14 protein-coding genes and 1 riboswitch are annotated in these 15,190 nt (G+C 56.8%); of the genes, 4 read left to right on the top strand and 10 right to left on the bottom strand.

Going from position 1 to position 15,190, the window contains the following annotated elements:
• Nucleotides 1-70 precede the first annotated feature (70 nt).
• A complete protein-coding gene (locus tag RT657_RS07530) occupies nt 71-1,846 on the top strand; it encodes an EAL domain-containing protein (protein ID WP_313653461.1) in 1,776 nt (591 codons plus the stop codon).
• A gap of 32 nt (nt 1,847-1,878) precedes the next feature.
• On the opposite strand, the gene RT657_RS07525 is transcribed toward RT657_RS07530, so the two are convergent.
• The 6 genes from RT657_RS07525 to ascF all read right to left on the bottom strand — a co-directional run bounded on the left by RT657_RS07525 (nt 1,879) and on the right by ascF (nt 8,224).
• Nucleotides 1,879-2,814 carry an ABC transporter substrate-binding protein gene (locus RT657_RS07525; protein WP_409520980.1) on the bottom strand — a complete coding sequence of 312 codons (936 nt, stop codon included), beginning with the start codon at nt 2,812-2,814 and terminating at the stop codon, nt 1,879-1,881.
• 22 nt (nt 2,815-2,836) lie between these two features.
• Nucleotides 2,837-3,598, bottom strand: a complete 762-nt coding sequence (locus RT657_RS07520) for an ABC transporter permease (protein ID WP_313653460.1) — start codon at nt 3,596-3,598, stop codon at nt 2,837-2,839.
• Nucleotides 3,595-4,335, bottom strand: a complete 741-nt coding sequence (locus RT657_RS07515; RefSeq protein WP_313653459.1) for an ABC transporter ATP-binding protein — start codon at nt 4,333-4,335, stop codon at nt 3,595-3,597. Before RT657_RS07515 ends, RT657_RS07520 begins: the two co-directional genes overlap by 4 nt.
• Nucleotides 4,332-5,033 carry a thiaminase II gene (gene tenA, locus RT657_RS07510; RefSeq protein ID WP_313653458.1) on the bottom strand — a complete coding sequence of 234 codons (702 nt, stop codon included), beginning with the start codon at nt 5,031-5,033 and terminating at the stop codon, nt 4,332-4,334. The genes RT657_RS07515 and tenA overlap by 4 nt, the downstream gene beginning before the upstream one ends.
• A gap of 70 nt (nt 5,034-5,103) precedes the next feature.
• A riboswitch (TPP riboswitch) is annotated at nt 5,104-5,206 on the bottom strand.
• A 101-nt stretch (nt 5,207-5,307) separates the two neighbouring features.
• Nucleotides 5,308-6,738: a 6-phospho-beta-glucosidase gene (locus tag RT657_RS07505; RefSeq protein ID WP_313653457.1), complete on the bottom strand. Its 1,431-nt coding sequence runs from the start codon at nt 6,736-6,738 to the stop codon at nt 5,308-5,310.
• A 37-nt stretch (nt 6,739-6,775) separates the two neighbouring features.
• The gene (ascF, locus tag RT657_RS07500; RefSeq protein ID WP_313653456.1) at nt 6,776-8,224 is read right to left on the bottom strand and encodes a PTS cellobiose/arbutin/salicin transporter subunit IIBC; all 1,449 of its coding nucleotides are present in this window, start codon (nt 8,222-8,224) and stop codon (nt 6,776-6,778) included.
• A gap of 258 nt (nt 8,225-8,482) precedes the next feature.
• Here ascF and RT657_RS07495 point away from each other — a divergent pair, with 258 nt between their 5' ends.
• Nucleotides 8,483-9,499 carry a LacI family DNA-binding transcriptional regulator gene (locus RT657_RS07495; RefSeq protein ID WP_313653455.1) on the top strand — a complete coding sequence of 339 codons (1,017 nt, stop codon included), beginning with the start codon at nt 8,483-8,485 and terminating at the stop codon, nt 9,497-9,499.
• Here RT657_RS07495 and RT657_RS07490 read toward each other — a convergent pair.
• Nucleotides 9,478-10,245 carry a DNA-binding transcriptional regulator YciT gene (locus RT657_RS07490; protein ID WP_313653454.1) on the bottom strand — a complete coding sequence of 256 codons (768 nt, stop codon included), beginning with the start codon at nt 10,243-10,245 and terminating at the stop codon, nt 9,478-9,480. The genes RT657_RS07495 and RT657_RS07490 overlap by 22 nt on opposite strands.
• A 66-nt stretch (nt 10,246-10,311) precedes the next feature.
• Nucleotides 10,312-11,574 carry a DUF1479 domain-containing protein gene (locus RT657_RS07485; protein WP_313653453.1) on the bottom strand — a complete coding sequence of 421 codons (1,263 nt, stop codon included), beginning with the start codon at nt 11,572-11,574 and terminating at the stop codon, nt 10,312-10,314.
• Between the two features lie 255 nt (nt 11,575-11,829).
• Here RT657_RS07485 and RT657_RS07480 point away from each other — a divergent pair, with 255 nt between their 5' ends.
• Nucleotides 11,830-12,651, top strand: a complete 822-nt coding sequence (locus RT657_RS07480; protein ID WP_313653693.1) for a Cof-type HAD-IIB family hydrolase — start codon at nt 11,830-11,832, stop codon at nt 12,649-12,651.
• Between the two features lie 29 nt (nt 12,652-12,680).
• On the opposite strand, the gene RT657_RS07475 is transcribed toward RT657_RS07480, so the two are convergent.
• On the bottom strand, nt 12,681-13,073 hold the full coding sequence (locus tag RT657_RS07475) for a helix-turn-helix domain-containing protein (RefSeq protein WP_313653691.1): 393 nt from the start codon (nt 13,071-13,073) through the stop codon (nt 12,681-12,683).
• Between the two features lie 109 nt (nt 13,074-13,182).
• Between RT657_RS07475 and RT657_RS07470 the strand changes: the two genes are divergently transcribed.
• Complete coding sequence (locus tag RT657_RS07470; RefSeq protein ID WP_313653452.1) at nt 13,183-14,232, top strand: NAD(P)-dependent alcohol dehydrogenase; 1,050 nt, start codon at nt 13,183-13,185, stop codon at nt 14,230-14,232.
• A 211-nt stretch (nt 14,233-14,443) separates the two neighbouring features.
• On the opposite strand, the gene RT657_RS07465 is transcribed toward RT657_RS07470, so the two are convergent.
• Nucleotides 14,444-15,130, bottom strand: coding sequence for a hypothetical protein (locus RT657_RS07465; RefSeq protein WP_313653450.1), 687 nt, complete (start codon nt 15,128-15,130; stop codon nt 14,444-14,446).
• Nucleotides 15,131-15,190 lie beyond the last annotated feature (60 nt).

Below are 15,190 nucleotides of genomic sequence, written 5' to 3'. Positions count from 1 at the left end.
ATTAGGCGCTAATTGAGTAATCTTAAGCGAAATTTTTTTCGGCTTTTGCGCCTGCATAGGAGAGGTTTCAGTGCATAACGAGCAAAATGGCAGTGACGTAAAACGTCTGAGTGCAGTCAAAGCGCTTCTCACTCCGGACGAAACCCGCGATGAGGTGCTGGAGAGGTTTGTTCAGCTTGCCAGCCAGGTGCTGGGCATTTCAGGCAGCTTCATTTCGATCATTGACGATCATCATCAATACATTAAAGCGTCCCGCAACTTCGACCTGAAACAGTCTACCCGTGATGAGTCTCTCTGCCGTCACGTGCTGGATGGCGAAGGACATCTGGTGGTGGTGGATACTTTGCTGGACGAGCGTTTTGTTACGCATCCGTTTGTTGAAGGCGATCCGCATATCCGTTTCTACGCCGGTGTCTCGTTGCAGAATCTGGAGGGCGCCATGCTGGGAACGCTCTGCGTCACCGATACGCAGCCGCATTCCTTCAGCGATGAAAAGCTGGCCACGCTGCGTTCGCTGGCCACGCTGGTCACCTCTTTTCTGGATGCCTGGAACAATGCCGGTTTTGCCGATGTCATTACTCATCTGCCCAACCGCCCGCGCCTGATCCGCGATATCCAGCAGCTTACGATCACCGATCCACACAGCCGCTTTCGCCTGATCCTGATCGACTGCCTCGACATCATTCGTGCCTATGAGCTTTCGCGTGCGGTCGGCATTGCACCAATGGAAAAACTGCTGAAGCTGCTGGCGCAGGAGGCGGCACAACGTCTGAATCTGTCGGACAACGAACCGCTCTACACGTTTGCTCCCGGCCGTTTTGCCCTTATCCAGCCTTATTCGGGCCGGTACACTGCCCACACTATTCCCGACCTGTTCAGAGGGATGAAGGCTGACCTGGCGGAGAATATCACGCTGGATCTGGATGTCTTCGCTGGTGAAACCGAGTTCGTGCCGGGCCAGATGGACGCTAACGAAACGGTGCGGCAGGCGGTCAGTGCGCTGCATGAGGCGATCGATGAAGAAATCAGCGCCATGTCGTTTGACGAAAGTTACGACACCCGGCGCAACGAAGATTTCATCATCATGAACGACCTCGCGCAGGCGCTGAAGAAAGATGAAGAGCTTTACCTGGCCTGGCAGCCCAAGGTCTGCCTCAGAACCGGTAAGACGGTCGGTCTGGAAGCCCTGATCCGCTGGAACCATCCTGAGCGCGGTGAACTCTTCCCGTCAGAATTCATTCCGTTAGCGGGTAAAACCAACCTGATCTCCGATCTGACGAACTGGGTCATCGACCACACGATTGAACAGCTGGCGCGCTGGAACAGTGAATACAATCTGATCCCGGTTTCGATCAACGTCAGCGAGCGTGACTTCGCCCGTCCCGATTTTGCCGATCGGCTGGTGGCAAAACTCGCCGCGGTACAGTTGCCGAATGCCATTCTGGGTATTGAGTGTCTGGAGAATGAGCTGATCACCCGGAGCACTGTGGGGATTGACGGACTGAGTGCGCTGAAGTCGCAGGGTTTCGTTATCTCACTGGATGATTTCGGTACGGGGTACAGTAACATCAGCTATCTGCAGGATATCCCGCTGGATGTGATCAAAATCGATCGCTCCCTTATCTCACGGATGGGTGAAGATAAGGCCTCTGAAATTATCGTCAGATGTATCATTCAGATGCTGAAAGAGCTGAACTACACCGTGCTTGCGGAGGGCGTCGAATCCGAAGCCACGCTGGCATTGCTGAAAACCTACGGCTGTGATCAAATCCAGGGCTACTTTTTCTCAAAACCGCTGCCCGCCAGCGACATCGAGCACTGGCTTTATCCGAAGTCACGCGCGTAAATTTACCCGCAGTGCTGGCTGCGGGTGATTCCTTATTCACTGCCGGTGGCGTAACGCTCAATCGGCGTGATTTTTTTTATCAGTTTGTTATCAAACAGAAACTGCTCATAGGCCTGATAGCGGGCGCGATCCAGCTTTGCCGGGTCGGCAGCGAACCGCGGCAGGGTGGCACGCCAGGCCTCATGGTTCAGTGGTGTATTCAGCTCCGGATGCAGGCGGGCAAAGGCCAGCCAGTTCTCTTCAGGATGTGCCTGGAGCGCAGCATTCCCCTTCTTCAACGCGCGCAGGAATTTCTGGATCTTCTCTGCATGCGCATCTTCACGGTTGGCGACGATAATCAGTTCATCATAAGCCGGCACCCCATAATCCTCGATGTTAAAAACCACCGGATCTTTGCCCTGCTGCTTCAGTTCCAGCGCTTCAATGTTGCGATAGCCGCCGATCACCGCATCTACCTGGCCGGTCAGCAGGGCACTGGTCAGCTGAAAGTTGACGTTGACCAGCCTGACCTGGTCACTGCTCACCCCGTTGTGCGCCAGCATGGTGGCCAGCGTTGCCTGCTCAATGCCGCTGACGGAATAGCCGATGCGCTTGCCTTTTAAATCACCCGGCTGCCGGATGGTTTTATCCAGTGTCATCAGGGTGTTCAGTGGCGTATCAATCAGGGTGCCGACCCGCGTCAGCGGCAGGCCCTGATCGGCAAAGAAATGCAGCTGAGGCTGATAGGTGATGGCCAGATCGGCCTGCTTCGCGGCGACCAGACGCGGTGGCAGCGCGGGGTCGGAAGGCGGAATTATCGTCACTTCCAGCCCTTCTGCGGCAAAGGCACCACTCTGTTGGGCCACCATCAATGGGGCGTGATCGGGATTGATATACCAGTCAAGCACCAGGGTCAGTTTTTCCATCGTCTGCGCCTGGGCGGTGAGGGAGACGCCGGACAGCAGGATAAGTAAGGGCATTTTTGTCATGGGTTTCTCATCAGTGAGGTCATTAAGGGGTTTCCGGTGCCCAAGCGATCAGGCGGCGCAGCAGACGATCGAGAGTCAGCCACAGAGCCAGAGTCATCAGCACCAGAATAAACAGGGCGGCGAAACAGAGATCACTCTGCATCCGGGCATTGGCGTTCAGCATCACATAGCCCAGCCCTTCGGCTGAACCGACCCATTCGCCGATGATGGCGCCGATGGGCGCGACCGCGGCGGCCATGCGCAGGCCGGAGCCCAGCGCAGGCAGCGAGGCGGGTAGCCGGACATGCCACACCTGTGCGCCCTGCGACGCGCCCATCGTGCGGGCCAGATCGAGGTAGCCAGGTGTGACGCGACGCAGACCATCAAAAAAGGTAGCGGTCACGGGAAAGAAGATCACCAGAATCGCCATCGCGACTTTGGCGCCCATGCCAAAACCAAACCAGAGCACCAGCAATGGGGCCAGGGCAAAGACCGGGATCGCCTGGCTGATAATCACCAGCGGCATCATCCAGCGCCGCAGCCATGGCGAAAAAGCCATGCCCAGCGCCAGTGCACCACCCAGCAGTACACCGGCAACCATGCCGCTGAGGATTTCAGACAGGGTGATCAGCGTGTGATGCATCAGGTAGTCCACGTTCTGCCACAGCGCGGCGGCGACTGATACGGGCGAGGGCAGCAGAAAAGCCGGAATGGCGGTCAGTGTGGCAAGCCACCACACTGAAATCAGCCCGGCGGCGAGCATCAGGGTACGGCGAAAACCGTTAAATCCTGCCTGTAGCCTCATTCGGCTATCCTGCTCAGCTGTTTCAGCAGTGTGGCCTGACGCCGGATGACATGAAGATCATCGGCGGCGCGGGGTGGCTCTCCCGACAGGAGCGGGCAGGCTTCAACGCCAGCCGGACCGATGATCAGACAATGGTGCGCTAGCCGGCAGGCTTCCGCCACATCATGAGTTATCAGCAGAACGGTGTGATCGGTCAGCACTTCTGCGGCCAGCGTCTGAATCTGACTGCGGGTCAGGGCATCCAGCGCCGAGAAGGGCTCATCCATCAGAACCACTGGCTGACGGGTGTAGAGCGTGCGCGCCAGCGCCGCACGCTGCCGCATCCCGCCGGAGAGTGTCGCGGGCCGCGCGCGGGCGCAGTGGCTCAGCCCGACCTGTGCCAGCAAATGCTGCGCCCGGTCGCGATCGGGTTTTTCCCCATGCAGGCGGCTGGCGAGGCAGACATTCTGTTCTATTGTCAGCCAGGGGTAGAGCAGATCCTGCTGACTCATCCAGGCAATGCGGCTGGTCAGCGGCAGGCCATCGCTGCCGCTGACCCGTCCGGCGGTGGGCGGTGTCAGTCCGGCAATGACCCGCATCAGGCTGCTTTTACCCACGCCGCTGGCCCCGAGCAGGGCGGTGATCTCGCCGCCCGCAATCTCCAGATCGAGCTGACTGAAGAGCGGCCGCTGCCCGAAATCCAGGCTGAGCTGACGCACCGAAATCCCCGGCGCAGCAGGCGGTGTCGCGACCCTCATGCGCCTTTCTCCGGACCGGAGGCATAGTTGAGACCCATCTGCCAGAAGGCCGATTCGAGCCGCGTCGCCGTGGTAAAAATCGCCGACAGCTGGTCAAAACGTGCTTCTCCGGCGTACTCGTCCGCCAGCTGTTCAAACAGGGAAAGCGAGAGGCGAACGCCCGCCAGATAGCTTTCATCGCCGTAGTTCTCTATCCACGCCGCGTAAGGATTACCTTCAAAACGGGTAGACGGCCCGTGCAGCAGACTCAGGCCGATCTCGGCGTACCCGGCGACGCAGGGCATCAGCGCCGTCAGTAACGCCAGTGCATCGCCGGTATGGCCGACGTCCAGTACATAGCGGGTGTAGTTCAGCGTTTCCACCGCTTCAGGCTCCACGGTTATCACGGTTTCGCTGATGCCCCATTGCTGGCAGTAACTTTGGTGTAACGGCAGTTCACTGATGATGGCGTTAAGTGAGGCGGTCGCATGGCGCAGCGCGTCAGGATCGGTGAGTTTGCTGATCAGCAGGCCCCAGGCGCGGGCAAAGTGCAGCAGGAACAGGTAGTCCTGCAGGAGATAATGCCGGAAAGCGGCGGCTGGCAGCGTGCCCTGGCCGAGCTGCCGCACAAAATCATGCGCAACATAGGCGTGCCAGTGCGGACCCGCCTGCTGGCGCAGACGGCCATAAAAGCCGGTATCGAAAAGCGGACGTGACATAGGATCTCCGGTTATCAGGGAGATCCGGGCATACGGTCTGGAACAGGGGATAATGCAGAAGATAAGACAGAAGAATCTGCCGGCCCGTCCCTTCGCTGGCATGACCCAGATCAGGTTCAAAGGGTTCGGCTTACGCCATCTCAGCCCGTTACAGGACACCCCTCGGAGACAGTGGTTATACGATAATTTCTGCCAGAGCACAATCGGCAGAGAGGCCCTTAAGCGTCACTGCCTCTGCTGCCAACGGGCACACTACCGGCCCAGTGTGACGGTGTCACTCGAGATCGGTGCCGTTGCTGGCAATCACTTTTTTATACCACCAGAATGACTTTTTACGCGTGCGTGCCAGCGTGCCCTCACCGCGATCGTCGCGGTCAACATAAACAAATCCATAGCGTTTGCTCATCTCTCCGGTTGAGGCCGCCACCAGATCGATGCAGCCCCAGCTGGTGTAGCCCAGAACCGGCACACCATCTTCAATAGCATCGCCCATCGCACGGATATGTTCACGAAGATAGCTGATGCGATAGTCGTCATTAATCTCGCCGTTATCATCAATCTCATCGCGCGCGCCCAGACCATTTTCCACCAGGAAGAGCGGCTTCTGATAGCGGTCATACATCATATTCATGGTGATGCGTAAGCCGAGTGGGTCAATGCCCCAACCCCATTCGCTGCGCGGCACGTGGGGGTTAGTCAGGGATTTCACCACATTAGCGGCGCTGCTGTTTTGCTCATTCATTTCTGCCGAGGCGCAGCGTGAGGCGTAATAGCTGAACGAGACAAAATCGACGCTGTTTTTCAGGACCTCATCATCCCCGTCGGCGATCTCAAGCGTAATCCCCTTTTCCCGGAACAGGCGGGCGGCATAGGCGGGATACGCGCCCCGTGCCTGCACATCGATAAAGAAGAGGTTCTCCCGATCCTTTTCCAGCGCCGCCCAGACATCTTCCGGTTTACTGGACCATGGGTAGAAGTTCCCGCCTGCCAGCATGCAGCCGACCTGATTCGCCGGATTCACCTCATGCGCGATGCGCGTCACCAGGGCGCTGGCAACCAGCTCATGATGCGCCGCCTGATACTTAACCTGCTCCTTATTCTCACCGGGTTCAAACACCAGCCCTGCACCGGAGAACGGACTGTGCAGCAGAATATTAATCTCGTTGAAGGTCAGCCAGTACTTCACCAGGCCATCAAACGCCTCGAAGCAGCTGCGGGCGTAGCGGGCGAAGAAGTCGACCATCTTCCTGTTGCGCCATGAGCCATATTCAGTGACCAGATGCATCGGCACATCAAAATGGCAGAGCGTCACCAGCGGTTCGATACCATATTTACGGCACTCCTCAAACACCGCACGGTAGAAGGCGATGCCTTCCGGATTGGGCGTCAGCTCATCCCCATTGGGATAGAGCCGACTCCATGCAATCGAGGTACGGAACACGCTGAACCCCATCTCCGCCATCAGCGCAATATCTTCCCGGTAGCGATGATAGAAATCGATAGCCTCATGGCTTGGATAGAACTCATCGTCACGCAGGGTAAACCGCTTTTCCAGCCCCAGCTTGACCGGCATACGGTGCGGACCGTGCGGGATCATATCAACGGTGGTTAAGCCTTTTCCGCCCTCGCGAAAGCCACCTTCACTCTGGTTCGCGGCCAGCGCGCCACCCCATAAAAATCCTTGCGGAAACCTTGATTCAGACATGCAATCCTCTTTTTTCTGGTCGCGTTGACCGGTTCCTTTAATGGCTGCTAACTGCGTCGGTACGTTCAGTCACGGGCGAGGGCTGTGGTGCGGGTTGCGGTTCCGTCTCCGGAATATCCTCAAAGCCCAGTAACAGCGTCAGAACAAATGACAGCACGACCGACAGAATCATTACCGCGCCGACCCAGACGATCGTCATCGGATTGGCAGGATCGAAAAACTGGACGCTGGTAAAGAGGCCAGGCGAGGCCATTGAATGACTGGCCAGTCCGCCAATTCCCGCGACTGCGCCGCAGATAAATCCGCTGATGAGGCAGGCGATCAGCGGTCGTTTCAGACGAACCGCCACGCCATACAGCGCGGGTTCTGAAATGCCTGCCACAATGGCAGAGGCCGCTGCAGCCAGCGCGGTCTGGCGCAGCTCGCGGTTTTTAGTGCGAAACGCCACCGCCAGGGACGATCCGCCCAGTGACAGGTTGGCACCAATCTCGGACGGCATCACCATACCCTCTTTTCCGGTCTCAGCAATGGTCTGGATGATGGTTGGCGTAAAAACCCGATGCATCCCGGTCATCACCAGCAGCGGCCAGATCGCCCCCATGATTGCCACAGAAAGCCAGCCAAGATAGCCATGAACGGTATAAACCAGCGCAGAGATGCCGCTGCCGATCCAGATGCCAATCGGGCCAATCAGCACAATGGCGATGGGCGCGGCAATCAGCACAATCAGCATCGGTTTCAGGAAATTTTTAGTGACGGCAGGCGTAATACGGTCCACGCCGCGCTCAATATGTGACAGGATCCAGGTCATCACCAGTGCCGGGATAACCGTGTAGGTATATTTCACCGCAGTCACCGGGATCAGGGCAAACTCTACCGACTGCCCCTGTGCGGCTTTCGCCATCAGGTCGATAAACGTGGGATGAACCAGCACGCCGGCAATCGCGATGGCCAGCGACATGTTGGTTTTGAATTTCAGCGCCGCAGAAGCCGCCACCATGACAGGCAGAAAGAAAAACGCGCCGTCGCCGATGACGTTGAGGATCACCAGCGTGGAGGAGCCTTTTTCAAACAGCCCCGCCATATCCAGAATCATCGCCAGCAGTTTCACCATCGACCCGCCGATAATGGCCGGAATTAACGGCGACATCGTGCCCACCAGCGCATCCAGAATCCCGGCGCCTATCCGCCTGAGCGTAATTTTACGTTTTACCGGCGCGTCGGATGAGGCACCTGGTGAGCCCAGTTCCAGCAGCGCCTGATAAGCCTGCGAAACGGTGTTTCCGATAATCACCTGGCACTGGGTATCGTTATGAACCACGCCCAGCACGCCGTGAATCGCTTTGAGTCTGGGATAATCAATCTGTGTCTCATCCTTCAGCACAAACCGCAGACGAGTCATACAGTGCGTTACGGCTTCGATGTTGGTGAGGCCGCCTAGCGCATCGACGATGTCGCGAGAAACCTCGGCATAATTTCTGGGCATGATCACTCTTCTCTGTAGGGTAAATCGGTCAGATTTTTTTATGTTTATGAGCCTGCGGACAGGCAGATAGGAAACCGGTTTCACAAAATCATGAAGGGCTTCATACGCTCCGGCAAGTCCCGAAATCAGCCAGTTTTCTGTTTTGTGAAGCAAGTCACCTGAGGGGCGAGGCGATATTCACGTCTGCGCCGGGTAAATATTTCCAATATTGAGAGGCTTAGGTAGACTGCAGGACGGACGCAGCAGAGGAGCAGCATCATGGCAACGATTCAGGAAGTGGCAAAACGGGCAGGCGTCTCAAAAGCGACCGTGTCACGTGTGCTCTCCGGCAATGGCTATGTCGGCCAGCAAAAACGGGAACAGGTTCTGCAGGCCATTGCTGAAACCGGCTACCGGCCCAATCTGCTGGCGCGGAATCTGGCGACCCGTACCTCTCAGACCATCGGACTGGTGATCACCAACACGCTCTACAGCGGCAGCTACTTCACGGAAATGATGGCGCACTCCGCCCGCATCCTGGAGCAACAGGGTCGTCAGCTTATACTGGCGGACGGTAAGCATACTGCGGAGCAGGAGCAGGCAGCGATCCAGTTTCTGCTCGATCTGCGTTGTGATGGCATCATCATTTACCCGCGTTTCCTGAGCATTGATGCCCTGGATACCATCATCTCCCGGCATAAACAGCCGATTCTGGTTATCAACCGGCGGCTGCGCGTCAACCAGAGTTACTGCATTTTCAGCGATCAGCACGCCAGCAGCGCCACGGCGGTGAACCATCTGCTGGCACAGGGGCACCGGGATATTGCGTTTATCACCGGCTCGCCAGACTCACCGACCGGTATTGAGCGCCTCTCCGGTTATCGTGCTGCGCTGAACTTGGCGGGCATTGAGGCTGATCCGGCACGCATCGTGGCAGGTAAATGGACGGCCCAGAGCGGCATGGCCGCGGTGGATAGGCTGCTGGCGCACGGAGTGACATTCAGCGCACTGGTAGCGAGTAATGATGAGATGGCGATTGGGGCAATTAAACGTCTGACGGAATGCCAGATTGCCGTGCCTGAGCAGGTTTCGGTGATTGGCTTTGATGATATCCCGCTGGCGCCCTATATCACGCCGTCGCTATCGAGTATGAAGCTGCCGGTTACCGAGATGATCGACGAGACGATACAGCGTCTGCTGACCATGCTGGATGGCGGTGACTGGCACCCCCAGGCTCCCTTCACCGCCAGTCTGATGCTGCGCGATTCCGTGGCTCAGGGGCCCGGTTCTGGCTGATCCGCCGCGACCAGGCTGACCGCGATTGCCCGTTCCCTGAGCTGCATCGCTGTTGACGAGTCCAGCGTATTGTCAGTGATCACATGCCCGACCTGATAACCCGAAGAGAGCGGATAGGGGTGAACCTGACCAAATTTGGATGCGTCGGTCAGGGCATAACTTTCAGCGCCTTTGGCGAGCACCGCATCGACCACATCGCAGCGCAGCATATCGCGGCCGGTAAAACCGGTTTCCGGATGCCAGCCATCCACCCCAACAAATGCCCGGTGAAAATGGACCTGCTGGATAGAGTAACGGGTCAGTGGGCCGACCACTGACTCACTGCTTTTCTGCAGCAGGCCCCCCAGAACGATGACCTCGCAGGCGGCTTCACGCAGAAGCTGGGCGATGTAGTGGCTGACGGTAATCAGCGTCAGGTCGGCCCGGTCGGCCAGCGCACGCGCCAGCAGGGCGTTGGTACTGCCGCCCTCAATAAATACTGATTCCCCGTGCTGAACCAGGCTGGCCGCATGGTGCGCCAGCGCCTGCTTAACCGGATAGCGGGTGTTCATGCGGGTGCCGACGTTATCGCTGTCCAGCGCCAGCGCCGAACCGTGAACCCGACGCAGCAGCCGGTCGCGCTCCAGTAGCGTAAGATCCTGACGTACCGTGACTTCAGACACGCCGGTTAGCTGAGCCAGTTCGCTGACCGGCACGCTGCCCCGGCTATTAACCAGTTGAATAATTTGATGATGTCGCGGGTTCATAATACCGTTTCGCTGTAAACAGGCTTTGCAGTGTAGCAGGGGTTTACCCGACGTTCATGCGCCGGATTAGCTCAGATCCAGCGCCCGGCGTCCATTGCTGTTAAGGTCTGCCAGCGTAAAGCGCCCGTCCCATGCCACTTCATAATCTTCCGGCGGAAAATCGCCCGGCGACCGACCCTGCTCCAGCGCCTGCGCGACCTGTCTGGCGTAGACGCGGTTTTTCTCACACAGTGGCGCGGCAGGAATATACATCACGTTGCCCCAGCCCTGCTGATCCTCGACCGGGGCAACGGCATGGATGACATCGCAGTGCCACCAAACCGAATCGCCTGCCTCTAAAGCGGGTATCGAACAGAGTCCGGCCATCAGATGCGGATGCCACCGGTCGCTGATCGGCAATACCCGTCCGGGCGCAACGCCGCACAGTTCCTCTTCCGGCACATCAGACAGGAGCGGGCGCAGCAGCACGTAAGCCATCGCCTGCGGTACCGGAACCACATGCAATAGCCCCTGGCCGGGGATCATATCGGATAGCGCCGTCCAGCCCTGAAAAGTACGGAACACCGAGCATTTGGTGGTGCCTGGCAGATCATACTCGTCGACTTCCGTCCGGTGTGCCGCATCCCAGGGATCGTAAGCGTCGAAATCACCCTGAAACAGCTTCTCGAACACCCGCTGATAAGCGGGCAGTAACCAGCGTTCCAGCGCGCCAGAGTCAGTGTGCGCTCCCAGGCCTTGTGATGTGGTGCCAGGCAAGCGGCGGCGGATCCGATCGGGATAAATGATGCTGACATCGGGGTCGAACCACTGTTTGCCCTGCGATTCCGACTTCCAGAGTCGGTTCAGGAAAGATTGCGCGTCGGCCATTGCGGCACTCTGTCGGGCCTGCATCTGCGCCTGTGACCAGTAGATAGGGTAGATTTCGGGCCGCGAAGCCGCCAGTGAGCCGAAAAAGTCATCGCCGGGCCCGCGATACTGCTGATCAAACTGGTTCTGATCCAGATAGTCGAGCATCGACTTATCCCAGTCCAGCGCCTGCTCACGCGCAAAATGCTGCTTAATGACCACGCAGCCACGACGTTTGATCAGCGCCCGGGTTTCATCTGAAACCTTTCCGGCAGTAATGTCATGCATCGGTACGATCGGCCAGGCGCTGCCCGTGCGCTGCTCATCGGCTTTCGCGGCCGCAATCGCCGCCGTGATGTTGTCACATACCTGACGGAACAGCGCATCGACATCGCCAATCTGAGCGCGCAGCTGCTGTTTAAACGCACAGATTGCAGCCCCCGTGTCGTCGGGTAGTGGAGTATAACGGACGGATTTCTGCATATCAGACTCCTTGCAGGTCAGGGTTGAGTTACGAATGTAATTAAAATAACCTTCGTTCGTAATTTACGAACGAAAATTAACACGTTTTTAACGGTAAAAACCGTGCGTCATAACACAACTCCGGATGCGGAACGCTCCGAAAGCCGTTAGCAAAGTCACTATTTGCATTCTCATGAATCCACACAGCGAGTAAGCTTTATGAATCAAATCAATCAGCCGAAAGGAAAAGACGGCAAACACAAAGGGGCAGGTGAGATGGCGGTTAAGATGATTGCGGTGGATATGGATGGCACCTTTCTGGACGACAATAAGCAGTACAACGTTCAGCGGTTTTCACGTCAGTATGCGCTGCTAAAAGAGAAAGGGATCCGCTTTGTGGTCGCCAGTGGCAACCAGTATTACCAGCTGCAGCGCTACTTTCCGGACATTAAAGATGAAATTGCCTTCGTGGCAGAGAACGGTGCCTGGGTGTCTGACTGCAATGAAGAGATTTTCTGCGGTGAGTTAGCCCGTGAGAAGGTGCATAAGATCCTGGATATCCTTTCGCATGAACCCGACATTGCTGTCGTGGTCTGTGGACGCAACAGTGCCTATATGCATACATCCGCGTCTGATGAGGTAATGGCCCAGCTTGCCAGTCACTATCACCGGCTGGAAAAACGCGATGATCTTTACGCCATCGACGATACCATTTTTAAATTCTCGCTGAAGCTGGAGCACAAAGGGGTCGATGCCCTGCTACAACGCCTGCATGCTTCGCTGGGCGAACTGGAAAATATCATGCATCCGGTTTCAAGCGGGTTTGGCTTTATTGACCTGATTATTCCCGGCTGCCATAAAGCGCACGGCATCGCGCTGCTACAGGAAAAGTGGGGCATCAGCGACTGTGAAGTGCTGGCGATAGGTGACAGCGCCAATGATATCGAGATGCTGCGCCAGGCCTGCTTCAGCTTCTCCATGGCAAACGCGGCAGAGGCGGTGTCGGCCGTGGCGCGCTATCAGACCCAGAGCAACAATGATGAAGGTGCGCTGAATGTCATCTCCCGCGTACTGGCGCGCGAATTCCCGTTCGACTGACACTCTCTGCCGGTCTGACTGACAGCCTGTCAGCCGCTTTTCTCCTGATGGCTGCGCAGATGATTTTCCATTTCATCCAGCGCAGCCTGATTCTCCAGCCCCCACTGATACATCTCTTCAATCGGCCCGGAAAAGGTATGGCCCAGCGCGGTCAGACTGTATTCCACTTTGGGCGGGACGACCTGATACACGTGCCGCGCCACCAGTCCGCGCTGTTCCAGTTCACGCAGCGTCTGGATCAGCATCTTCTTTGAAATACCCTGCAGACTGCGCGCAAGTTCACCGGTGCGTGCACGATTTTCCGGCCAGTGATAGAGGGCATGCAGCACCATTGTGCTCCACTTCACCGAAAAAAGTTCCAGCAGACGACGCGGCGGTGAATCCGCATAAAAGCACAGTTTTCCTTCGACCCAGACCGGCATCAGAACCTCACAGGGAGTGGTAACCAAAAGGTAACTACTATCAAACCAGTGCCTGTGTGTCTATAGTGTGCCGCTTAATTCAGAACCACCAGGTGAGAAGAGGTAAGCAATGAAAATTAACGCGCTGATAGCGACCCATGCCGACCAGCCACTGCGTGCCGGCCAGGCCGACATTCGTGACCTGCAGGCTGACGATGTCAGAATTGAGATCCTCTATTGCGGCGTCTGCCATTCCGACTTGCACATGGCACGCAATGAATGGGGTGTCAGCCGTTATCCTCTGGTGCCAGGGCATGAAATTGTGGGCCGGGTCGCGGCTATTGGTGACAATGTCACTAAATTTACGATCGGTCAGACGGTAGGGGTGGGTGTGATGGTCGACTCCTGCGGCAAGTGCCACTTTTGCCAGCATCAGGAGGAGCAGTATTGTGAAGCCGGCTTCACGCCGACCTATAACGGCACCGATAAATACACCGGTCAGACGACCTTTGGCGGTTATGCGCAGTATGTCATTGCCGATCAAAATTTTGTAGTCACCGTGCCCGACAATCTGGCACTGAATGCAGTGGCGCCGTTGCTGTGTGCGGGTGTCACAGTCTGGTCACCGCTGCAGCATTTTAAAGTCAAAGCGGGCGACCGCGTAGGGGTCGTCGGGCTCGGCGGGCTGGGCCACATGGCGGTCAAGCTGGCCAGCGCGCTGGGCGCAGAGGTCACCCTGTTTACCACGTCACCGTCGAAAGGCGAGGATGCACGGCGGCTGGGGGCAAAAAACGTGGTGGTTTCGCGCGATTCCGCGCAGATGGCGGCCTGCCAGGCGTCACTCGATATTATTCTCGACTGTGTAGCAGCACCGCATGACCTCGATCCTTATCTGAATACCCTGAAAACCAACGGTCAGCTGGTGCTGGTGGGCATTCCCGATCAGCCGCATCCTTCACCGAACGTCACACCCATGGTGTTCCGTCGTCTGAGCATCAGCGGCACCTCGATTGGCAGCATTCAGGAAACGCAGCAGATGCTTGATTTTTGCGGTCAGCACAATATTACGGCTGATGTGGAGATGATCACCGGTGACACGATAGAAACGGCTTTTGAACGCATGCTGAAAGGCGACGTGAAATATCGTTTCGTCATCGATATGCAGAACACGCGCTGGTAACACTGCGAGCCCGCTTTGAAAGCGGGTTTTTTACCGCGACGGGTCAGGCCTGAAATTGGGGGAGCGGGTGACTAGTAGTTACAACATGCTAATGGTGTCATCGCGCCACTGTTAGCATGCGGAGCGAAGTAGTCTTGCAGAGCGTTTCTGGCGAAGGCAAAAAAATACCCGGTCATCAGCCGGGTAGTCGGGTCAGGGCTTAGCGCAGGAGTTATTTCTGCTCTTTCCCTTCATCCTGCTTTTCAACGTCGACGCTCCCGGCAGCATGAATAAACGGTTTGAGCAGCTGAATATCCAGAATCACATAGACCATGGTGCTGATGAACAGCGAGATAACGCTGCCGAACACGCCACTGGTCGTAAAAGTCAGATAGTTGTAGATCACCAGCCAGGTCACGCAGATAAACAGCGCCAGCGAAATGGAGAGGTTAGGCACAGAATAGTTACTGGTGCCACCGCCCTGGGTATGGGTCGCCTTGAACAGGTTGCCGATAGTGTACTTTTCCAGCACCAGAATCGTTTTCTCCCAGTTGCGCTGCTTTCTGGCACTGGCCCGGGTAAGAAAAAGATAGAGAATAGAGACAAAAAAGCCTGAGAAAGCGATAAGTACCGGGATCGCTTCCAGCGCATATTCAATGCTCTTGTGCGCTGTGGCCGTGCTACTGAGATCCAGCGTGAGTGACGCGCCCAGCGCAGCATACAGAAACAGAAACAGCAGGATAAATGTCAGGCTGCGTTTTCCGTCATCGCGGGACTCTGCCTCTTTTTGTCGGATAGCCAGCTGAAGTGATTGCTCAAGCTGTTTTGCCTCAAAGGAGTCTTTTTCAAGGGTGTCGCAGGGCGCAGCAAAGAAGTTGCGCATAAACAGCGCATCTTCCTCGTGAATGGTCATCTTCATCAGAAACCTGTATTCGTGAAATTTGCCCTATTTTAATCAGCATCCCATGAATTAACAGCA

The sequence above is a fragment of the Pantoea sp. genome (genome assembly GCF_032114055.1).
GTDB lineage: Bacteria > Pseudomonadota > Gammaproteobacteria > Enterobacterales > Enterobacteriaceae > Pantoea.
Note: the sequence above shows the minus strand (reverse complement) of the source record. Positions and strands in the feature narration are given on the sequence as shown.

Coding starts and splice junctions, on each gene's coding strand:
- RT657_RS07475 (WP_313653691.1), bottom strand. CDS start 13,073: ATGCCGGTCTGGGTCGAAGGAAAACTGTGCTTTTATGCGGATTCACCG.
- RT657_RS07520 (WP_313653460.1), bottom strand. CDS start 3,598: ATGAGGCTACAGGCAGGATTTAACGGTTTTCGCCGTACCCTGATGCTC.
- RT657_RS07485 (WP_313653453.1), bottom strand. CDS start 11,574: ATGCAGAAATCCGTCCGTTATACTCCACTACCCGACGACACGGGGGCT.
- RT657_RS07465 (WP_313653450.1), bottom strand. CDS start 15,130: ATGAAGATGACCATTCACGAGGAAGATGCGCTGTTTATGCGCAACTTC.
- RT657_RS07495 (WP_313653455.1), top strand. CDS start 8,483: ATGGCAACGATTCAGGAAGTGGCAAAACGGGCAGGCGTCTCAAAAGCG.
- RT657_RS07525 (WP_409520980.1), bottom strand. CDS start 2,814: ATGACAAAAATGCCCTTACTTATCCTGCTGTCCGGCGTCTCCCTCACC.
- RT657_RS07480 (WP_313653693.1), top strand. CDS start 11,830: ATGGCGGTTAAGATGATTGCGGTGGATATGGATGGCACCTTTCTGGAC.
- RT657_RS07505 (WP_313653457.1), bottom strand. CDS start 6,738: ATGTCTGAATCAAGGTTTCCGCAAGGATTTTTATGGGGTGGCGCGCTG.
- ascF (WP_313653456.1), bottom strand. CDS start 8,224: ATGCCCAGAAATTATGCCGAGGTTTCTCGCGACATCGTCGATGCGCTA.
- tenA (WP_313653458.1), bottom strand. CDS start 5,033: ATGTCACGTCCGCTTTTCGATACCGGCTTTTATGGCCGTCTGCGCCAG.
- RT657_RS07470 (WP_313653452.1), top strand. CDS start 13,183: ATGAAAATTAACGCGCTGATAGCGACCCATGCCGACCAGCCACTGCGT.
- RT657_RS07490 (WP_313653454.1), bottom strand. CDS start 10,245: ATGAACCCGCGACATCATCAAATTATTCAACTGGTTAATAGCCGGGGC.
- RT657_RS07515 (WP_313653459.1), bottom strand. CDS start 4,335: ATGAGGGTCGCGACACCGCCTGCTGCGCCGGGGATTTCGGTGCGTCAG.